Origin of the sequence: Thermoflexus hugenholtzii (genome assembly GCF_018771565.1) — a bacterium.
GTDB classification, from domain to species: Bacteria; Chloroflexota; Anaerolineae; order Thermoflexales; family Thermoflexaceae; genus Thermoflexus; species Thermoflexus hugenholtzii_A.
Map to the genome: position 1 here is coordinate 529,137 of NZ_CP076326.1, position 14,896 is coordinate 544,032.

The 14,896-nt window shown below is 69.3% G+C and carries 13 protein-coding genes; 3 read left to right on the forward strand and 10 right to left on the reverse strand.

Features of this window, described 5'->3' with window-relative positions:
* From KNN16_RS02515 to def, 8 genes are all read right to left on the reverse strand, one after another.
* Window positions 1–1,140 carry a hypothetical protein gene (locus KNN16_RS02515; protein WP_303898554.1) on the reverse strand — a complete coding sequence of 380 codons (1,140 nt, stop codon included), beginning with the start codon at window positions 1,138–1,140 and terminating at the stop codon, window positions 1–3.
* A 31-nt stretch (window positions 1,141–1,171) separates the two neighbouring features.
* A complete protein-coding gene (locus KNN16_RS02520) occupies window positions 1,172–2,188 on the reverse strand; it encodes a DUF362 domain-containing protein (RefSeq protein ID WP_303898556.1) in 1,017 nt (338 codons plus the stop codon).
* Complete coding sequence (locus KNN16_RS02525; protein WP_303898558.1) at window positions 2,170–3,072, reverse strand: prenyltransferase/squalene oxidase repeat-containing protein; 903 nt, start codon at window positions 3,070–3,072, stop codon at window positions 2,170–2,172. Before KNN16_RS02525 ends, KNN16_RS02520 begins: the two co-directional genes overlap by 19 nt.
* 167 nt (window positions 3,073–3,239) lie before the next feature.
* On the reverse strand, window positions 3,240–3,413 hold the full coding sequence (locus KNN16_RS02530; protein WP_303898560.1) for a Flp family type IVb pilin: 174 nt from the start codon (window positions 3,411–3,413) through the stop codon (window positions 3,240–3,242).
* 212 nt (window positions 3,414–3,625) lie between these two features.
* Window positions 3,626–3,799, reverse strand: a complete 174-nt coding sequence (locus KNN16_RS02535; protein ID WP_303898561.1) for a Flp family type IVb pilin — start codon at window positions 3,797–3,799, stop codon at window positions 3,626–3,628.
* 243 nt (window positions 3,800–4,042) lie between these two features.
* Complete coding sequence (gene trxB / locus KNN16_RS02540) at window positions 4,043–4,990, reverse strand: thioredoxin-disulfide reductase (RefSeq protein ID WP_303898563.1); 948 nt, start codon at window positions 4,988–4,990, stop codon at window positions 4,043–4,045.
* A 16-nt stretch (window positions 4,991–5,006) separates the two neighbouring features.
* Window positions 5,007–5,576 carry a Uma2 family endonuclease gene (locus KNN16_RS02545; protein WP_303898564.1) on the reverse strand — a complete coding sequence of 190 codons (570 nt, stop codon included), beginning with the start codon at window positions 5,574–5,576 and terminating at the stop codon, window positions 5,007–5,009.
* Between the two features lie 18 nt (window positions 5,577–5,594).
* The gene (gene def, locus KNN16_RS02550) at window positions 5,595–6,107 is read right to left on the reverse strand and encodes a peptide deformylase (RefSeq protein ID WP_303898566.1); all 513 of its coding nucleotides are present in this window, start codon (window positions 6,105–6,107) and stop codon (window positions 5,595–5,597) included.
* 1,183 nt (window positions 6,108–7,290) lie between these two features.
* Here def and KNN16_RS02555 point away from each other — a divergent pair.
* The 3 genes from KNN16_RS02555 to KNN16_RS02565 are packed head-to-tail and all read left to right on the forward strand — an operon-like array spanning window position 7,291 to window position 11,599.
* Window positions 7,291–9,639 carry a PEP/pyruvate-binding domain-containing protein gene (locus KNN16_RS02555; RefSeq protein WP_303898567.1) on the forward strand — a complete coding sequence of 783 codons (2,349 nt, stop codon included), beginning with the start codon at window positions 7,291–7,293 and terminating at the stop codon, window positions 9,637–9,639.
* Between the two features lie 44 nt (window positions 9,640–9,683).
* A complete protein-coding gene (gene tgt / locus KNN16_RS02560; RefSeq protein WP_299288110.1) occupies window positions 9,684–10,817 on the forward strand; it encodes a tRNA guanosine(34) transglycosylase Tgt in 1,134 nt (377 codons plus the stop codon).
* Window positions 10,814–11,599, forward strand: a complete 786-nt coding sequence (locus tag KNN16_RS02565) for a TIGR01458 family HAD-type hydrolase (RefSeq protein WP_303898569.1) — start codon at window positions 10,814–10,816, stop codon at window positions 11,597–11,599. The genes tgt and KNN16_RS02565 overlap by 4 nt, the downstream gene beginning before the upstream one ends.
* Window positions 11,600–11,650: 51 nt before the next feature.
* Here the strand turns inward: KNN16_RS02565 and KNN16_RS02570 are convergent, their stop codons facing one another.
* Together KNN16_RS02570 and KNN16_RS02575 are read right to left on the reverse strand one after the other, a co-directional pair.
* Window positions 11,651–13,159 (reverse strand): hypothetical protein, encoded by a 1,509-nt coding sequence (locus KNN16_RS02570; protein ID WP_303898570.1) that lies wholly within the window; start codon window positions 13,157–13,159, stop codon window positions 11,651–11,653.
* A gap of 242 nt (window positions 13,160–13,401) precedes the next feature.
* Entirely contained in the window at window positions 13,402–14,736 is a 1,335-nt protein-coding gene (locus tag KNN16_RS02575; RefSeq protein WP_303898572.1) for a Glu/Leu/Phe/Val dehydrogenase, read from the reverse strand.
* Window positions 14,737–14,896 lie beyond the last annotated feature (160 nt).

A 14,896-nucleotide genomic window follows, 5' to 3' on the forward strand; every position in this document is an offset into this window, starting at 1 on the left:
TTATGGAACCCATGCCTCCAGGACGTATGGGATGACGAGGAAGAACAACCCGGGCGCCTCCACCATCGGGACCACGTGGAGCAGGCGCGGGCGTGCCCGCGCCAGGCCCAGGAAGACCGGGAAGGCAACCCCCATGTGGCGGGGCAACCCCATATACGGGTGCACCGGCCCCGTATGATAACTCAGGGCGCTCACGACGACAGCCAGCGTGTAGAGCCGCTCCCCCCCATCCATCCCCTTCCAGGCCAGCGCTGTCAGCGTCAGGAACCCGGCGGCCAGGATCAGGTTGATCCCCAGGTCGACATCCGGGGCCTCCCCGAAGCGACGCAGGGCCAGGGCGAGGGCCTCCCAGGGCCAGCGGAAGGCCTGCACGTGGACGACCTGATGTGCATGGGGGGAGAACAGGAGGGCGTAAAGAAAGGCGTTGAAGCCCCCTCCGAGGGGCGGGAGGCCTTCGACGGCCACGATCCGATAGGCGTGCCAGCCCAGGGGCGGGAGGAGCGCGGCCGCCAGGGCGGGGACCCACCGGGGCCCCCTGCGTTCCCGTCCCAGGGCCCAGGCCAGCGGGAGCAAGAGAAAGAGCCCCTGGGGCCGGGCCAGGGCGGCCAGCCCGGCCAGGCCGCCGGCCAGCGTGCCGCGCTGGCGCCGGAGGGCGTGGAAGCACCCGATGGCCGCCATCAGGAAGACCCCCTCGGCGTAGGGCGCGAAGAGAATGAAAGCGGTTGGGAAGAGCATGAACGCGGCGGCGGCCCGGCGCGCCCGGATCGGATCCATCTCCTCTCGGGCCAGGCGTTCGAATCGGAGGACAGCCCCCAGCCCGGCGGCGAGGCCCACCACGGTCAACGCCGTAAGGGGCGGGACCCCCAGGCGGGCCAGCGGCATGGCCAGCAGCGGGTAGAGCGGATAGAACTGCGTGGTGCCGTCCCCCGCCTGATAGCCGTGGGCCACAATGCGGGCATACCAGAGGGCGTCCCAGCGCGCCCAGGGCGCGATGAGCACCCGTTCCAGCCAGGTGAGGAGGGGGACCGTCGGGGGCCAGAGGGGCGCCTCCCGCTCCAGCGCCGTCAGCGGTCGCAGGGGCGAAAGCCAGGCCGCCTCGATGCGGGTTAAGATCAGCACCAGCAACCCGAGCGCGATCATCCGTATCTGATCCGTGAGGAAGGTCCCCTCTCTATTTCGGGGGACGCTGATACCGACGGCCCAGGGCCTCGAGGGAGGCCCCTCGCACCTCGATGTGAACCCCCTGGCCGACCCCCGCCCAGATCCCCCAATGCAGATGTTCGATCTCCTCCGGCTCGAAGCCCATCAGCCGGGCGCCGATGACGTCGACGGCCAGGGGATCAGCCCCCACGAGCAGCACCCCGTGGGGCACCGGCGTCCCGAACAGCGGCCCATCCCCCTCCATCCCCACGATGCCGTCGATGACGCTGACGACGGGGGGCATGCTCTGGCGCAGGCCCAGGATGCTGGGCGTGAGGCCGTTGACGTGCAGCATGTTCTTGGGCCATCCGTAACGGATCCCGGGGACCACCCCGAACAGGTTCTTGAGGCTCAGGGTGACGCCGGCCCAGTGATGGGTCTTGAGCTTGGCGGCGGAGACGATGAGATCGGCCTCGACGACGTGACGGGGGAGCCACAGGCGCGGCTGCCCGGGGAACCAGCCGTCCCGCGCGGGGACCGGCCGGGGATCATCGTAGTTGAGGTCGATGAAGGGGATCCCCCGGCGGGCCAGGACGGCGGCCAGGCCGCTGTGCTCGACCACCGGCCCGGCGTCCCGTCGGAACCCGGGGCCCTCCCCGACGACGATCTCCGCCGCCCCCCGGGCCCGCAGCACATCGAGGATCGCTCCCACCACCTCGGGGGCGGTGACCAGGGGACGTCCTTCGATCCACTCGATCAGGTTCGGCTTCACCAGCACCCGCTTCCCGGCCACATCGGGCATGCCGGCCTGATCCCACAGCGCCATCAGGGCGTCCCGGAGCAGGGCCTCGTCGTAGGAGAGGGAAGCGCCCAGGGCCACCGTCGCCGGCGGCTCCACCCGCCGCCGCCAGCCCCGCAGCAGCCAGGTCAGGAACTGCCGCAGGCCCGCCGGCTGGGTCCGGCGCTCGGCGAAGGCCAGCCCGCCCCCGATGCCGGCCAGGAGCAGCAGGCGCAGGAAGGCCCGTCGGGTCAGCCGCGGGGCGCCCATGGCCAGCCTCCGTTCAGGGCCAGCGCCGACAGGGCGGTGACGTAAGGGCTGCTTTCCCAGCTTCCATCCGGCGCTTGTTGCCTTTGCAGCCGCTCCCGGGCCTCCGGCTCCTCGATCCCTATGGCCGTCAGGGCGAGCTGCCCCAGGGCCAGGGCCATGGCCCCGCCGTCCCGATACATCTCCGCGCGCAACGCCGTGACGTCTTCCGGGCGGATCGCCTGGGGGGAGAGGATCCGGAGGGCGAGGAGCGCCCAGGCGGTGGGATGGGGGCGGGGGGGCAGGTTCGCTCCCAGCATGAAGGGGTTGCCGAAGTTCCAGCCGCCGCCGACGCACCGCCGGTCCACGAGATAGCCCACCGCCTCCGCGATCCGATCCCGATGCGTCTCCACAACGGAGGCGGCATCAAGGGCGAGCAGGGCTAGGGCGGTGGGTTCCACCCAGGAGGCCTCCCCGGGCCGCCATGGCCAGCCCCGCAGCCTGGGATCGATCCGCAGCGTCCGGCTTACCTCGGCGGTCAGCTCCGCGGCCTCGATTCGGATGACGGGGAGCTCGATCAGCCAGCGGACGCCCCGGGCGACCTCGGGGGCGTGGGGGTTCAGACGGGCCAGCCCGAGGATCCCCCATGCGGTCATCCAGTGGCTTTCGGGGTCCTCGCGACTCAGGCCCCAGCCCCCATCCGGGCGTTGCGCCGCTTCCAGCCATCGCCGGGCCCGTTCTACGGCCGGCGCGGCCTCGGGGTCCGGGCCCAGGGCCACGAGGGCCGCCCCGGTGGGCTCCGTCGCCGAAGGGGATCCGGGCCGGTAGCCCCATCCCCCGTCCGGGTTCTGGGATCGGGTCAGGAAGGCCCGGGCGTTTCGGGCCGAAGGCTCTCCCGGCATGCCCATCCGCTCCCCGCGCGGCGGAAGTCCTTACTCTCAGGAAGCTTTGATGACTCGTGGGGTGCCTTTTTGATTCTACCTGCGAGCGTGGACGTGGAGGACTTCAGAAAAAGGCCGGGATCCTGTTCTCATGGCGGAACAGGATCCCGGCCCTCGAGGGGAGAAAGGGCGCTTTACGAACCGCCCAGGGCGCTGGCGATCCGGGAGAACACGGTGCTGACCTGGGTGCCCAGGACGGTGAGGATGACGATGACCACGACGGCGATCAGCACCAGGATCAGGGCATACTCCACCAGCCCCTGCCCCTTCTCCCGCAGCCACAGCCACGCTTGAAGCAACCGGACCATTGTGCACCTCCTTGGGTTTAAGGTTTCTGACCCATAGTGTAAGCCGTTTGCGCCCGGAGGGGAGTAGGACTTTGGTCATGGGGGGTTGGGAGCCCGTTGGCCTCTGCGCCGGGATCCTCCACGAATGCGTTGGGGGTCTCTGGAATTCGAACCGGGCGGCGGCTGCCGGGCCTGCCGGACCTTCCTCTCGATCCGAGGCCGGGATCAAGGGCTCACGAGCCCTGCAGGGTGCTGGCGATCGTGCTGAACACTTGGCTGACCTGGGTGCCCAGGACGGTGAGGATGACGATGACCACGACGGCGATCAGCACCAGGATCAGGGCATACTCCACCAGCGCCTGGCCCCTCTCCCGCAACCACAGCCACGCTTGAAGCAACCGGACCATCGCGCACCTCCTGATTCAGAATTCTCACTTAAATATACGCTCGAAACCCGCACAGGAGAATAGGACTTTGGTCCTAATATGCCAGGTTAAGACGCTTTAACCAGATGGATTATAAGAGAATCCATGACGCTCTCTTAAAGGTGAGGCTTGCGGATGAACTCGGGGGGAGATCGGAGGGGTGGAGGGGAAGCGGGGGCGGGGCGGACCGCTCATCCGCCCCGCCCCCACGAGGGCGCGCTGCGTTCAGCGGGGGGTGGCCGCCGTGGGGATCCCCCGGTGCTCCAGCTCGGCCAGGAACTTCTCCGCCTCCATGGCGGCCATGGCCCCGAAGCCGGCCGAGGTGATGGCCTGTCGGAACCAGCGGTCGTGCACCTCGCCGGCGGCGAAAACCCCCGGGACGCTGGTGTGCAGCCGCTCGTTCACCCGGATGTAGCCCGCCTCGTCCAGCTCGAGCTGCCCCCGGAACAGGGCGGTGTTGGGCTCGTAGCCGATGAAGATGAACACGCCGTCGGTGGGGAACTCCCGCTCCTCCCCCGTCTTCACGTTCCGCAGGCGCACCGCCCGCACCCGGCCCTCGCCCAGGATGGCGGTGACGATGGTGTCGGTGATGAACCCGATCTTCGGGTTGTGACGCGCGCGCTCCTGCAGGATGGGCTGCGCGCGGAACTGATCCCGCCGGTGGATGATGGTCACCCGACGGGCGTAGCGGGTGAGGAAGAGGCCTTCCTGGAAGGCGCTGTCGCCCCCGCCCACCACCACCACGTCTTTGTCCGTGAAGAAGAAGCCGTCGCAGGTGGCGCACACCGAGACGCCGCGCCCCCAGAACTCCTGCTCCCCGGGGACGTTCAGGCGGCGCGGGGTGGCCCCGGTGGCGACGATCACCGCCTTCGCCTCGTATTCCCCTCCATAAGTCCGGATCCGGAAGGGATGCCGTCGGAAATCCACCTCCACGGCCTCGTCGAACTCGAAGCGGGCCCCGAAGCGCTCGGCCTGCTGCTTCATGCGCTCAGCCAGCTCCGCCCCCCCGATGGGCTCCGGGAAGCCGGGGAAGTTCTCGACGATGTCGGTGGTGGCGATCTGCCCGCCGACGCTGTTGCCGGTGATCACCAGCGGCGAGAGGTTCGCCCGCGCCGCGTAGAGGGCCGCCGTCAGCCCCGCCGGCCCCGCGCCCAGGATGATCAGGTTCTCCATCGTGACCCTCCGTTTCTCATAGATCTCGGAACAAGTCCTCCAGGTCGACCTCCAGGCCCGGGATCAGGCCGCTGCGCACCCGACCCCTCTCCCGGGCGGTATCGGCCAGCACGAATCGATCTCCCTCCAGACGGTAAACCTCCACCCGCCGGGTGTCGGGATCGACCACCCAATACTCCTGCACCCCGGCCTGGGCGTAGTCGTAGCGCTTCTCCAGCAGGTCCAGATGGGCGGTCGAAGGGGACAGGATCTCCACGATGAGGTCCGGCGCCCCCTCGATATGGGTCTCCCGCAGGCGGTCCGCGTGTTCCCTCAGGACGACCAGGAGGTCGGGCTGGTAGACGGTGTCCTCCCGCAGCTTCACGTCCAGGGGCGCGTCGTAGACCCATCCGATCCCGGTTCGACGCACGGCCTCGACGAGCAAGAGCTCTAATCGCAGGGAGACTTCCTGATGCCTTCGGGACGGCGATGGGCTCGGCATGGGCACCCCCCGGACGAGGATCCAGTAGCCGGGTTGAGTCTCCGTCCACCGTCGGAAGTCCTCGTAGCGTTCGAACCGCAGGCCCTCGACGGCCGCGCGCGCCATTCTCTCCCCCTTTCGGTTTCAGGAAACCGGCTCCGGGACGGGCTGGGCGCGCCAGATCCGGGTGGGATCCTGGATGCGGTCCGGGAACAGGATGCCGTCCAGGTGGTCGATCTCGTGCTGGAAGACCCGGGCTACCAGCCCCTCGGCCCGGATGCGGACCCGCCGCCCCTCCGGGTTGAGGCCGCGCACGATGACCCACCGGGCGCGGGGGACCCAGCCATACCATCCGGGGATGGAGAGGCAGCCCTCCACCCCTTCCTCGATCTCCGGGGAGGCCTCGACGATCTCCGGGTTGATCACCGCGTAGAGCACCCCGCTGCCCGGCACCTCTTCGTCCTCGGGGACCTCGACGATGATCACCCGCAGGGGCTCTCCCACCTGGGGGGCGGCCAGGCCGATCCCCTCCGCCGCCCGCATGGTCTCGACCATGTCCGCGATGAGGCGGCGCAGGGCCGGGGTGATCCGCGTCACCGGCTCGGCCTTCCGCCGCAGGATGGGCTGGTCCGCCATCACGATAGGCCGCACCGCCATCGGTTCGTTCCCTCCTGATCCCATGCGGATTGGATGCAGATCCCTGCGGCGCGTGACATCCCGGGAGCCTGGTCGTCCCGCCGCGCGTGTTCTCATTTTAAACGGAGTCCCCTCGTTTTTGCGATCCCGGGGGGTCGAATGAATTTGACCTGGGGAGGCCTTCGGCCGACGGTCGGCCTGTGCGCCGAATGAATTCGGCCTCGAGGGGCCTTCGGCCGACGGTCGACCTGTGCCGACCGAAAAGCGTTCCCTGCGTCGGCGGAGGCCGACGCCTGGCGCGGAGCGCCTTGAGGGGCCGATTTCAATCGGCACAAAAGCCTTCGGCCAACGGTCGGCCTGTGCCGACCGAAAAGCGTTCCCTGCGTCGGCGGAGGCCGACGCTTGGCGCGGAGCGCCTTGAGGGGCCGATTTCAATCGGCACAAAAGCCTTCGGCCGACGGTCGGCCTGCGCGCCGAATGAATTCGGCCTCGAGAGGCCTTCGGCCGATGGTCGGCCTGCGCCGACCGGGAGGGGGTTCTTTGCGTCGGCGGAGGCCGACGCTTGGCGCGGAGCACCTTGAGAGGCCGATTTCAATCGGCACAAAAGCCTTCGGCCAACGGTCGGCCTGTGCGCCGAATGAATTCGGCCTCGAGGGGCCTTCGGCCGACGGTCGGCCTGTGCCGACCGAAAAGCGTTCCCTGCGTCGGCGGAGGCCGACGCCTGGCGCGGAGCGCCTTGAGGGGCCGATTTCAATCGGCCAAAAGCCTTCGGCCGACGGTCGGCCTGTGCCGACCGAAAAGCGTTCCCTGCGTCGGCGGAGGCCGACGCCTGGCGCGGAGCGTCTTGAGAGGCCGATTTCAATCGGCACAGAAGCCTTCGGCCGACGGTCGGCCTGCGCCGACCGGGAGGGGGTTCTTTGCGTCGGCGGAGGCCGACGCCTGGCGCGGAGCGCCCTGGGAGGCCGATTTCAATCGGCGTGAAAAGGCCGACGCGGGGCGCGGAGCACGCCGAAGGAATTCGCCCTTGGTCGGACGCATTCGTGTGCTCGTGTCTCTATTTGTGGACAGCCCGCCGCGACCGGTGAGGCCCCGGTAGGCTGCTGGCAGGCCGAAATGAATTTCGGCTTACATCTTACATCTTTGACCGTTCGTCGCCCCCGCGGTATGCTCAGATCTCGAAAACCCGTCGGTTGGGGACGCCGCCATGGATGGGGAGCGCGGGTATCCCTGGCATCTGCCGCCGGCCCTGGCCCTGCATCTCGAGATCCTCCGCTACCCGATCCTGGCCCGCCGGATCCGGGAGCGGATGCGCCAGGAGCTCTTCGCCCGCGGCATCATCACCCCCGAGGCCTTCGAGGCCGAGGTCCGGGAGAAGGCCCTGATCTCCCAGCGCCTGGAGGGGCTCACCGATCCCTTCGGCCAGGAGTCGGCGGAGGAATGGGAGGAGCGGCTGGCCCAGATCCGGGACCAGCTGACGGAGTTCTATTTCGCCTACAACCTCCCCCACAGCCTGTTCGTGGAGATCGTCCGCTCGGTGCTGGAGGAGCGGGCGCCGGGGCACCGCCCGGTGCTGACCTTCAACCCGGAGCTGGCCCCGGTGGAGGCCCTCTTCGCCCAGGCCGAGGCCTACGAGGCCGCGCCCCCGGAGCAGCGCAAGGCCGTGCTCCCCCATCTGAAGGAAATCCGCGTGGTGCTCATCAAGAGCATCATCAGCGATCAGCTGGCCTTCGTGGGGATCGCCCGGGAGCACTTCACGTCGGCGGACCTGCGGGCCATCTACGAGCGGCGCATCGGGCAGGGGAAGATCGGGGGCAAGGCGGCGGGGATGATGCTGGCCTGGCGGGTGCTCCAGACTCCTGACCCGGAGGATCCCTTCCCCCTGGCCGAGCGGGTGGGCATCCCGGACTCCTGGTTCATCGGCGCGGACGTCTTCTACGAGTTCATGGAGCGCAACGGGCTGCTCCCCTACCTCAACCAGAAATACAAAACCGAGGAGGAGATCCGGGCGGAGTTCCCCGAGGTGCAGCACGCCTTCCTGGAGGGCCGCTTCCCGGGCTGGTTCGTCCAGCGGCTGCGGGACCTGCTCCGGGAGATCGGGCCGCACCCTCTGATCGTGCGGTCCTCCAGCCTCCTGGAGGACAACTTCGGCGCTTCCTTCGCCGGCAAATACGAGAGCCACTTCTGCCCCAACCAGGGCTCTCTGGAGGAGAACCTGGAGGCGCTGCTGACGGCCATCAAACGGGTTTACGCCAGCGTCTTCCACCCGGACCCCCTGATCTACCGGCGGCACGTGGGGCTGCTGGATTACGACGAGCGGATGGCCATCCTGCTCCAGAAGGTGGAGGGGATGCGCTACGGGCGCTACTTCTTCCCGCCCGTCGCGGGTGTCGCCTACTCCCGCAACCCCTTCCGCTGGAGCCCGCGCATCCGGCGGGAGGATGGCTTCGTGCGGATGGTGGTGGGCCTGGGCACCCGGGCGGTGGAGCGGGTGGCCCACGATTACCCCCGCATGGTCGCCCTCAGCCACCCGGGCCTGCGCCCGGAGAAGGACCCCCAGGCCATCGCCCGCTACGCCCAGCACTTCATCGACGTCATCGACCTGGAGGAGAACACCTTCCGCACCCTGCCGGTCCACGAGGTGCTGGCAGGGGATTACCCCGGCCTGGCTTACCTGGCCGTGGTCCACAAGGGGGACTACCTCCAGCCCCTCATCGGCCGCAACGTGGACCCCCGCGCCCTGGTGCTCACCTTCGATCGCCTGCTCCAGGAGACGGACTTCGCGCCGCTGATGCGGGCGGTGCTGCGCAAGCTGGAGCGCTACTACGGCCGCCCGGTGGACGTGGAGTTCGCGGTCCTTCTGGGGGAGGGCCGGCCGCCCCGGCCGATGCTGCGGCTGCTCCAGTGCCGCCCGCAGACCGACCGGGAGCAGGCGGCCCGCCCCCGCATCCCCCGGGACGTCCCGGCGGAGGATGTCCTGTTCACTTCGTATCAGATGGTGCCCCACGGGGCGGTGTATAACATCCGCTACGTCGTCTACGTGGACCCGATGGCCTACACCCGCATCCCGGAGCTGAGCGCGCGTCTGGAGATCGCCCGGGTGATCGGGCGGCTGAACCGTCGGCTGGCGGGGGAGCGGTTCATCCTCATCGGCCCCGGGCGCTGGGGGAGCGTGAACCCGTATCTGGGGGTGAAGGTGGGCTACGCGGACATCTACAACGCCCGGGCCCTGGTGGAGATCGGGCTGCGGGGCGCTCAGGGGGCGCCCGAGCCCTCCTACGGCACGCATTTCTTCCGCGATCTCATCGAGGCGCAGATCTATCCCCTCGCCCTGATCCCGGACGACGAGCGGGCGGCCTTCCGGGCCGATTTCTTCCTCCGGGCGCCCAACATCCTCGCCGCGCTGCTGCCGGAGGAGGCCTCCCATGCGGGGGTGGTGAAGGTCATCGACATCCCCGCCGTGGCCAGCGGCCGGTATCTCCACCTGGTGATGGACGGCGATCAGGAAGAGGCCATGGCCTACCTGGGGCCGAAGGTGGAGGATCCGGGCGCCTGAGATCGACCCAGCCGGAAACCTGACGGAGCTCGGGGGACGAGGCGATGCGCGTGGAGCCCATCCGGTTCACCCTCCTCGCCCGGGACGGCCGGGCGCGGGCGGGTTTCCTGGACACCCCTCACGGCCGGATCCCGACGCCGTGCTTCGCCCCGGTGGGCACCCAGGGGGCGGTCAAGACGGTGCCGGCGTGGGACCTGGAGGCCCTGGGGGCGAAGCTCATCCTGGCCAACACCTATCACCTCTACCTGCGGCCCGGGGACGAGCGGATCGCCCGCCTGGGGGGCCTGCACCGCTTCATGGGCTGGAACGGCCCCATCCTCACCGACAGCGGCGGCTTCCAGATCTTCAGCCTCCAGGGGCTGCGGGAGGTGGACGACGACGGGGTGACCTTCCGCTCCCACCTGGACGGCTCCCTCCACCGCTTCACCCCGGAGAAGGCGATCCGCATCCAGGAGAACCTGGGGGCGGATCTGATCATGTGCCTGGACGAGTGCCCGCCTCCCATGGATTACGATTACAACGTGCGGGCTCTGGAGCGGACCCACCGGTGGGCGGAGCGGTGCCGGGCGGCCCACACCCGCCCGGATCAGGCCCTCTTCGGCATCGTGCAGGGCGGGGTCTTCGAGGACTTGCGGGCCCGGAGCGCCCGCTTCCTGATCGGCCTGGATTTCCCGGGCTACGCCATCGGCGGGCTCTCGGTGGGCGAGCCCAAAGCCCTCACCTACCGGGTCCTGGAGCTCATGGACGCCCTGCTGCCGGAGGAGAAGCCCCGTTACCTGATGGGCGTGGGGACCCTTCTGGATTTCGTGGAGGCGGTGGCGCGGGGGGTGGACCTCTTCGATTGCGTGATGCCCACCCGGGTGGCCCGCCACGGGACGGCGATCACGCGAACGGGGCGCCTGAACCTGCGCAACGCCCTCTACGCGGAGGACCCCCGGCCCATCGATGAGGCGTGCGGCTGCCCCACCTGCGGGCGCTTCTCCCGGGCCTACCTGCGCCACCTGTTCAACGTCGGGGAGCCCCTGGCGATGTATCTCACCACCCTGCACAACCTCTACACGATGTTCCGGTTCATGGAGGACATGCGGCAGGCCATCCTCGAAGGACGCTTCGCCGGGTTCCGGGCCGCCGTCCTGGAGGCCCACGCCGCCCTGGCCCCGGAGGAGGCCGACGGATGAGCGCCGCGCCGCGGGCCCCGGAGATCGCGGCGGTCCTCCTCGATCTCGACGGCACCCTCTACACCGCGGAGGGACCGATCCCGGGCGCCGCCGAGGCGGTGCGGGCCCTCCGGGCGCGCGGGGTGGCCGTCCGTTTCGTCACCAACACCACCACCCGCAGCCGCCGCGCCCTGGCGGAGCGGCTGAACCGCATGGGCTTCCCGGCCGCCCCGGAGGAGATCTACAGCCCGCCCTGGGCGGCAGGCCGTTTCCTGCGAGCCCGGGGCGCCCGGGCCTTCCTGCTGGTGCCGGAGAGCGCGCGGGAGGACTTCGCGGGCGTCCCGGAGGACGACCAGCGGCCGGATTACGTGGTGGTGGGGGATCTGGGGGAGGACTGGACCTTCGAGCGCCTGAACTGGGCCTTCCGGCTGATCCTGGAGGGGGGCGCCGGCCTCATCGGCCTGGGACGGACCCGCTACTGGCGGGCGGCCGATGGGCTCCGGCTGGACGTGGGGCCTTTCCTCGCGGCCCTGGAGGAGGCCACCGGGCGGAAGGCCCTCATCCTGGGGAAGCCGGACCCCGCTTTCTTCCGGATGATCCTGGAGGATCTGGGGGTGCCGCCGGAGCGGGCGGCGATGGTGGGGGACGACATCGAGATCGACGTCGGCGGGGCCCAGGGGGTTGGGATGCGGGGCCTCCTGGTGCGGACCGGCAAGTTCCGCCCGGCGGACCTGGAGGGATCGATCCGCCCGGACGCCGTGCTAGGCTCCGTGGCCGAGCTGCCCGCGTGGCTGTTCGGGTAACCTCACCGGCGGGGGCGCCCGGTCAGCGCCCCCGCCGGCGTTTCGCGAGGCTCACTTGCCCTTTCCCTTCTCCTGGCCGGGCGGCGTCTCCGGCCGCTTCTCCTGCCCGGGCGGGGTCTCAGGCCGCTGCTCCTGGTTGGGCTTGCTCTCGGGCCGGTTCTCCAGCCCGGGCGGCATCTCCGGCCGCTTCTCCAGCCCGGGCGGGGTCTCGGGCCGTCCGAGGCCCTTCTTCAGCGGCGTCGCCGGCCCGGCCTCCACGTTCTCACAATGCGGGACGCCCATCATCCCTTCGTTGAAGGCCGCCAGGACCTCCGCCCAATGGATCAGGGTCTGGCCCTCCGGCGACGAGGCCGGGACGCCGGGGCTGTGGCTCCCGAACCAGGCCGTGGCGTCACTGATCACTGCCGCCACGGCCGGAGGCGGCGTCGCCCCGTTCGCCACGTTCAACACCGCCGCGATGTATTGATGGGCCAGGATGTAATACGCGTCCCCGCGAGGCGCCGTCCAGAGGACCTCCAGCCAGGTCTTCCCGCTGGAGAAGAAGGGATCATTCGGGGAGTGGCCCTCCGGCCAGGCGTTCGGGTGGGTCTTCCAGAAGCCCTGGGTGAGGACGCAGCCGACCGGGCACGGTGGGGCCGTCAGGTGCACCACCGCCTCCGCCGTGCGGGTTTCATGGGTGTCCCCTTCGGTCAGGGTGGCGACGTTGTGGAGCTCCGCCGTGGCGTCGCAGACGCTCTCGTTGGTGATGGTCTTGTGGAAGGAGACGGAGCCGGAGTCGTGGAAGGTCCACGGCCCGGTCTCGCTGGGCGCGCAGGTGAAGCCGGCAGGGCAGTGCTCCTCATCGCTCACCGAGGCGGATTCGTCCACCTCGACCACCGTGGGCGAATTCGGCAGGGAGAAGCCCTCCTTGGGCTCCGGCCCGAAGGGCTCGCCGAGGTGCCCGGAGTGATTGGTGATGGTGACGATGGCGTGGTTGCGATACAGGGCGCCCGGGATCGGGGTGAAGGGGATCTCGTAGGCATAACAGTGGGACTTGCCGGGCTCGAGCACCGGCTTTTCGCTGACGTCTACCGTCACCGTGAGGAAGGGGGTGAAGTCCGTCACCGCAGGAGGATTCTTGTATTCCACGACGTCGGTGATCGCCAGGCCTTCGGTGGCCACCTCCCCCGTGTTGGTGACGCAGATGGTGCCGCGCACGCCGGCGGATTCGTGCTCCCCGACCTTCTGCCGGGTTGCCGCGATGGTATACGTCACCTCGCCGCTCTCCCCGCGGGCGAGGGTCAGGGAATCTGGAGACACCGACTTGGTGAGGGACCAGTCATAGGTGATGATCCGGGTCCAGAAGCCCTCCGCGGTTTTGTCGGCCTCAATCGAGGTGCCGGACTGGTCCTGCTGGGGGTCCGCGCGGGGCGGGGCGATCTCCCGACCTCCTGTCCATCCGGAGACCACGGCGGCGAGGCCAGAGGAGCTTCCGGCCGCCGCCATCGCGGTGCCGAAGGCCACCAGGGCCAGGGCCGCCACGCCGATCACGACGGTCAGCCTCAACCATCCGCTTCGCATGGGTCACCTCCTCTCCATTGCTGAGGCGTTTTCTGCCTGAAATACCGTTTGATGCCGCTCGAAGGATACGGTTATGGATTATATAACCTAAGTTATGGAATTTTTACTTTTGAGGCGGACGGATCCAACCATCGATTTCGGGGTTCCGGGCGGGGGGAAGGGGTGGGGCGGTTTCGGTTCCCGCCCGGAGGGCGGGGTTAGGGACCGTTCCGTCCTCCGGGCGGGTGTCGGTGGGGTTGGCCTCAGGGGTAGATCCCCCGGATGAGGGTGGCCTGGGCGACGCGCCAGATGGCCAGGGCCTGGGCCGCCGTGCGGTAGTCGCCGCGCTGGAGGCCGTAGGGGCGCAGCTCCTCCTCCTTGGCCAGCACCTCGTAGAAGGCCCGCTTCAGGATCCGCTCCATTCGGCTGTTGATCTCCTCCTCCGTCCAGAAGAACGACTGCAGGTCCTGCACCCACTCGAAGTAGGAAGCGATCACCCCGCCGGCGTTGCACAGGATGTCCGGGATGATGAAAACCCCCTTCTCGATTAGGATCTCGTCGGCCTCCGGGGTGGTGGGGCCGTTGGCGCCCTCGGCCAGGATGCGGGCCTGGACGGAGGGGGCGTTCTCCGCGGTGATCTGGTTCTCCAGGGCGGCGGGGATGAGCACATCCACCTTCAGTGTGAGCAGCACCGCGTTGGAGATAGGTTCCCCTTCGGGGAACCCCACCACGGTCCGGTTCCGGCGGACGTGCTCCATCAGCCGGGGGATGTCCAGCCCCTTCGGGTGGTAGACGCCGCCGTGGACGTCGCTGACGGCCACCACCTTCGCTCCCATCTGGTGGGCGGTGAGGGCGGCGTGGGAGCCCACGTTCCCGAAGCCCTGGACGGCGATCGTCGCCTGCTCGATGGGGATGCGGTTCACCCTCAGGGCCTCGGCCACCACCATCATCACCCCGCGGCCGGTGGCCTCCACCCGCCCCACCGTCCCCCCGATCTCCAGGGGTTTCCCGGTGACCACGGCGGGCTGGGTGAAGCCGGTGTGCGTGGAGTAGGTGTCCATGATCCAGGCCATGACCTGGGGGTTGGTCCCCACGTCCGGCGCGGGGACGTCCCCGCCGGGGTGCATCAGCAGGCTGATCTCGGTGGCGTAGCGGCGGGTGAGGCGCTCCAGCTCCCGCGGGGAAAGGGAGTTGGGGTCCACGGCCACGCCGCCTTTGGCGCCTCCGTAGGGGATGTTCACCAGGGCGCACTTCCAGGTCATCCACATGGCCAGGGCCCGCACCTCCTCCAGGGTGACGTCCGGGTGGTAGCGGATGCCGCCCTTGGTGGGGCCGCGGACGGCGTTGTGGTGCACCCGGTAGCCGGTGAACATGCGAATGGAGCCATCGTCCATCTGGACGGGGAAGTTGACGATCAGCTCCCGTTTGGGGCGGCGCAGGAACTCGATCAGCCCCCGCTTGAGGGGGTGGCCGGAGGCTTCCAGGATGTGGGCGGCCTTGTCGAACTGGGCCAGGGCGGCCTGCCAGGCCTGCAGCCCCTTTCGGATGGCCTCCGGGGAAGCGTAAGAATGGGATGGGCTGTAGATCGGCGCTTCCATGCGATCGCCTCCCATAACCCCTCCTTGCGCACGGATGCTCATAAATTCCGGAGGGCCAGCCGATGCTGGCCCTCCGGGAACCGTCGGGTTCGGGATGGAAGTTTACACCCAGCCCCGCAACCGCTTTCATTCTACCCGGAAGAGGCCGCTCCGTCAACCC

Excerpts from the sequence above, each read along its gene's own strand:
- KNN16_RS02525 (WP_303898558.1), bottom strand. The coding sequence starts at position 3,072 with ATGGGCATGCCGGGAGAGCCTTCGGCCCGAAACGCCCGGGCCTTCCTG.
- tgt (WP_299288110.1), top strand. The coding sequence starts at position 9,684 with ATGCGCGTGGAGCCCATCCGGTTCACCCTCCTCGCCCGGGACGGCCGG.
- KNN16_RS02570 (WP_303898570.1), bottom strand. The coding sequence starts at position 13,159 with ATGCGAAGCGGATGGTTGAGGCTGACCGTCGTGATCGGCGTGGCGGCC.
- KNN16_RS02545 (WP_303898564.1), bottom strand. The coding sequence starts at position 5,576 with ATGGCGCGCGCGGCCGTCGAGGGCCTGCGGTTCGAACGCTACGAGGAC.
- trxB (WP_303898563.1), bottom strand. The coding sequence starts at position 4,990 with ATGGAGAACCTGATCATCCTGGGCGCGGGGCCGGCGGGGCTGACGGCG.
- def (WP_303898566.1), bottom strand. The coding sequence starts at position 6,107 with ATGGCGGTGCGGCCTATCGTGATGGCGGACCAGCCCATCCTGCGGCGG.
- KNN16_RS02515 (WP_303898554.1), bottom strand. The coding sequence starts at position 1,140 with ATGATCGCGCTCGGGTTGCTGGTGCTGATCTTAACCCGCATCGAGGCG.
- KNN16_RS02530 (WP_303898560.1), bottom strand. The coding sequence starts at position 3,413 with ATGGTCCGGTTGCTTCAAGCGTGGCTGTGGCTGCGGGAGAAGGGGCAG.
- KNN16_RS02520 (WP_303898556.1), bottom strand. The coding sequence starts at position 2,188 with ATGGGCGCCCCGCGGCTGACCCGACGGGCCTTCCTGCGCCTGCTGCTC.
- KNN16_RS02555 (WP_303898567.1), top strand. The coding sequence starts at position 7,291 with ATGGATGGGGAGCGCGGGTATCCCTGGCATCTGCCGCCGGCCCTGGCC.
- KNN16_RS02535 (WP_303898561.1), bottom strand. The coding sequence starts at position 3,799 with ATGGTCCGGTTGCTTCAAGCGTGGCTGTGGTTGCGGGAGAGGGGCCAG.
- KNN16_RS02565 (WP_303898569.1), top strand. The coding sequence starts at position 10,814 with ATGAGCGCCGCGCCGCGGGCCCCGGAGATCGCGGCGGTCCTCCTCGAT.
- KNN16_RS02575 (WP_303898572.1), bottom strand. The coding sequence starts at position 14,736 with ATGGAAGCGCCGATCTACAGCCCATCCCATTCTTACGCTTCCCCGGAG.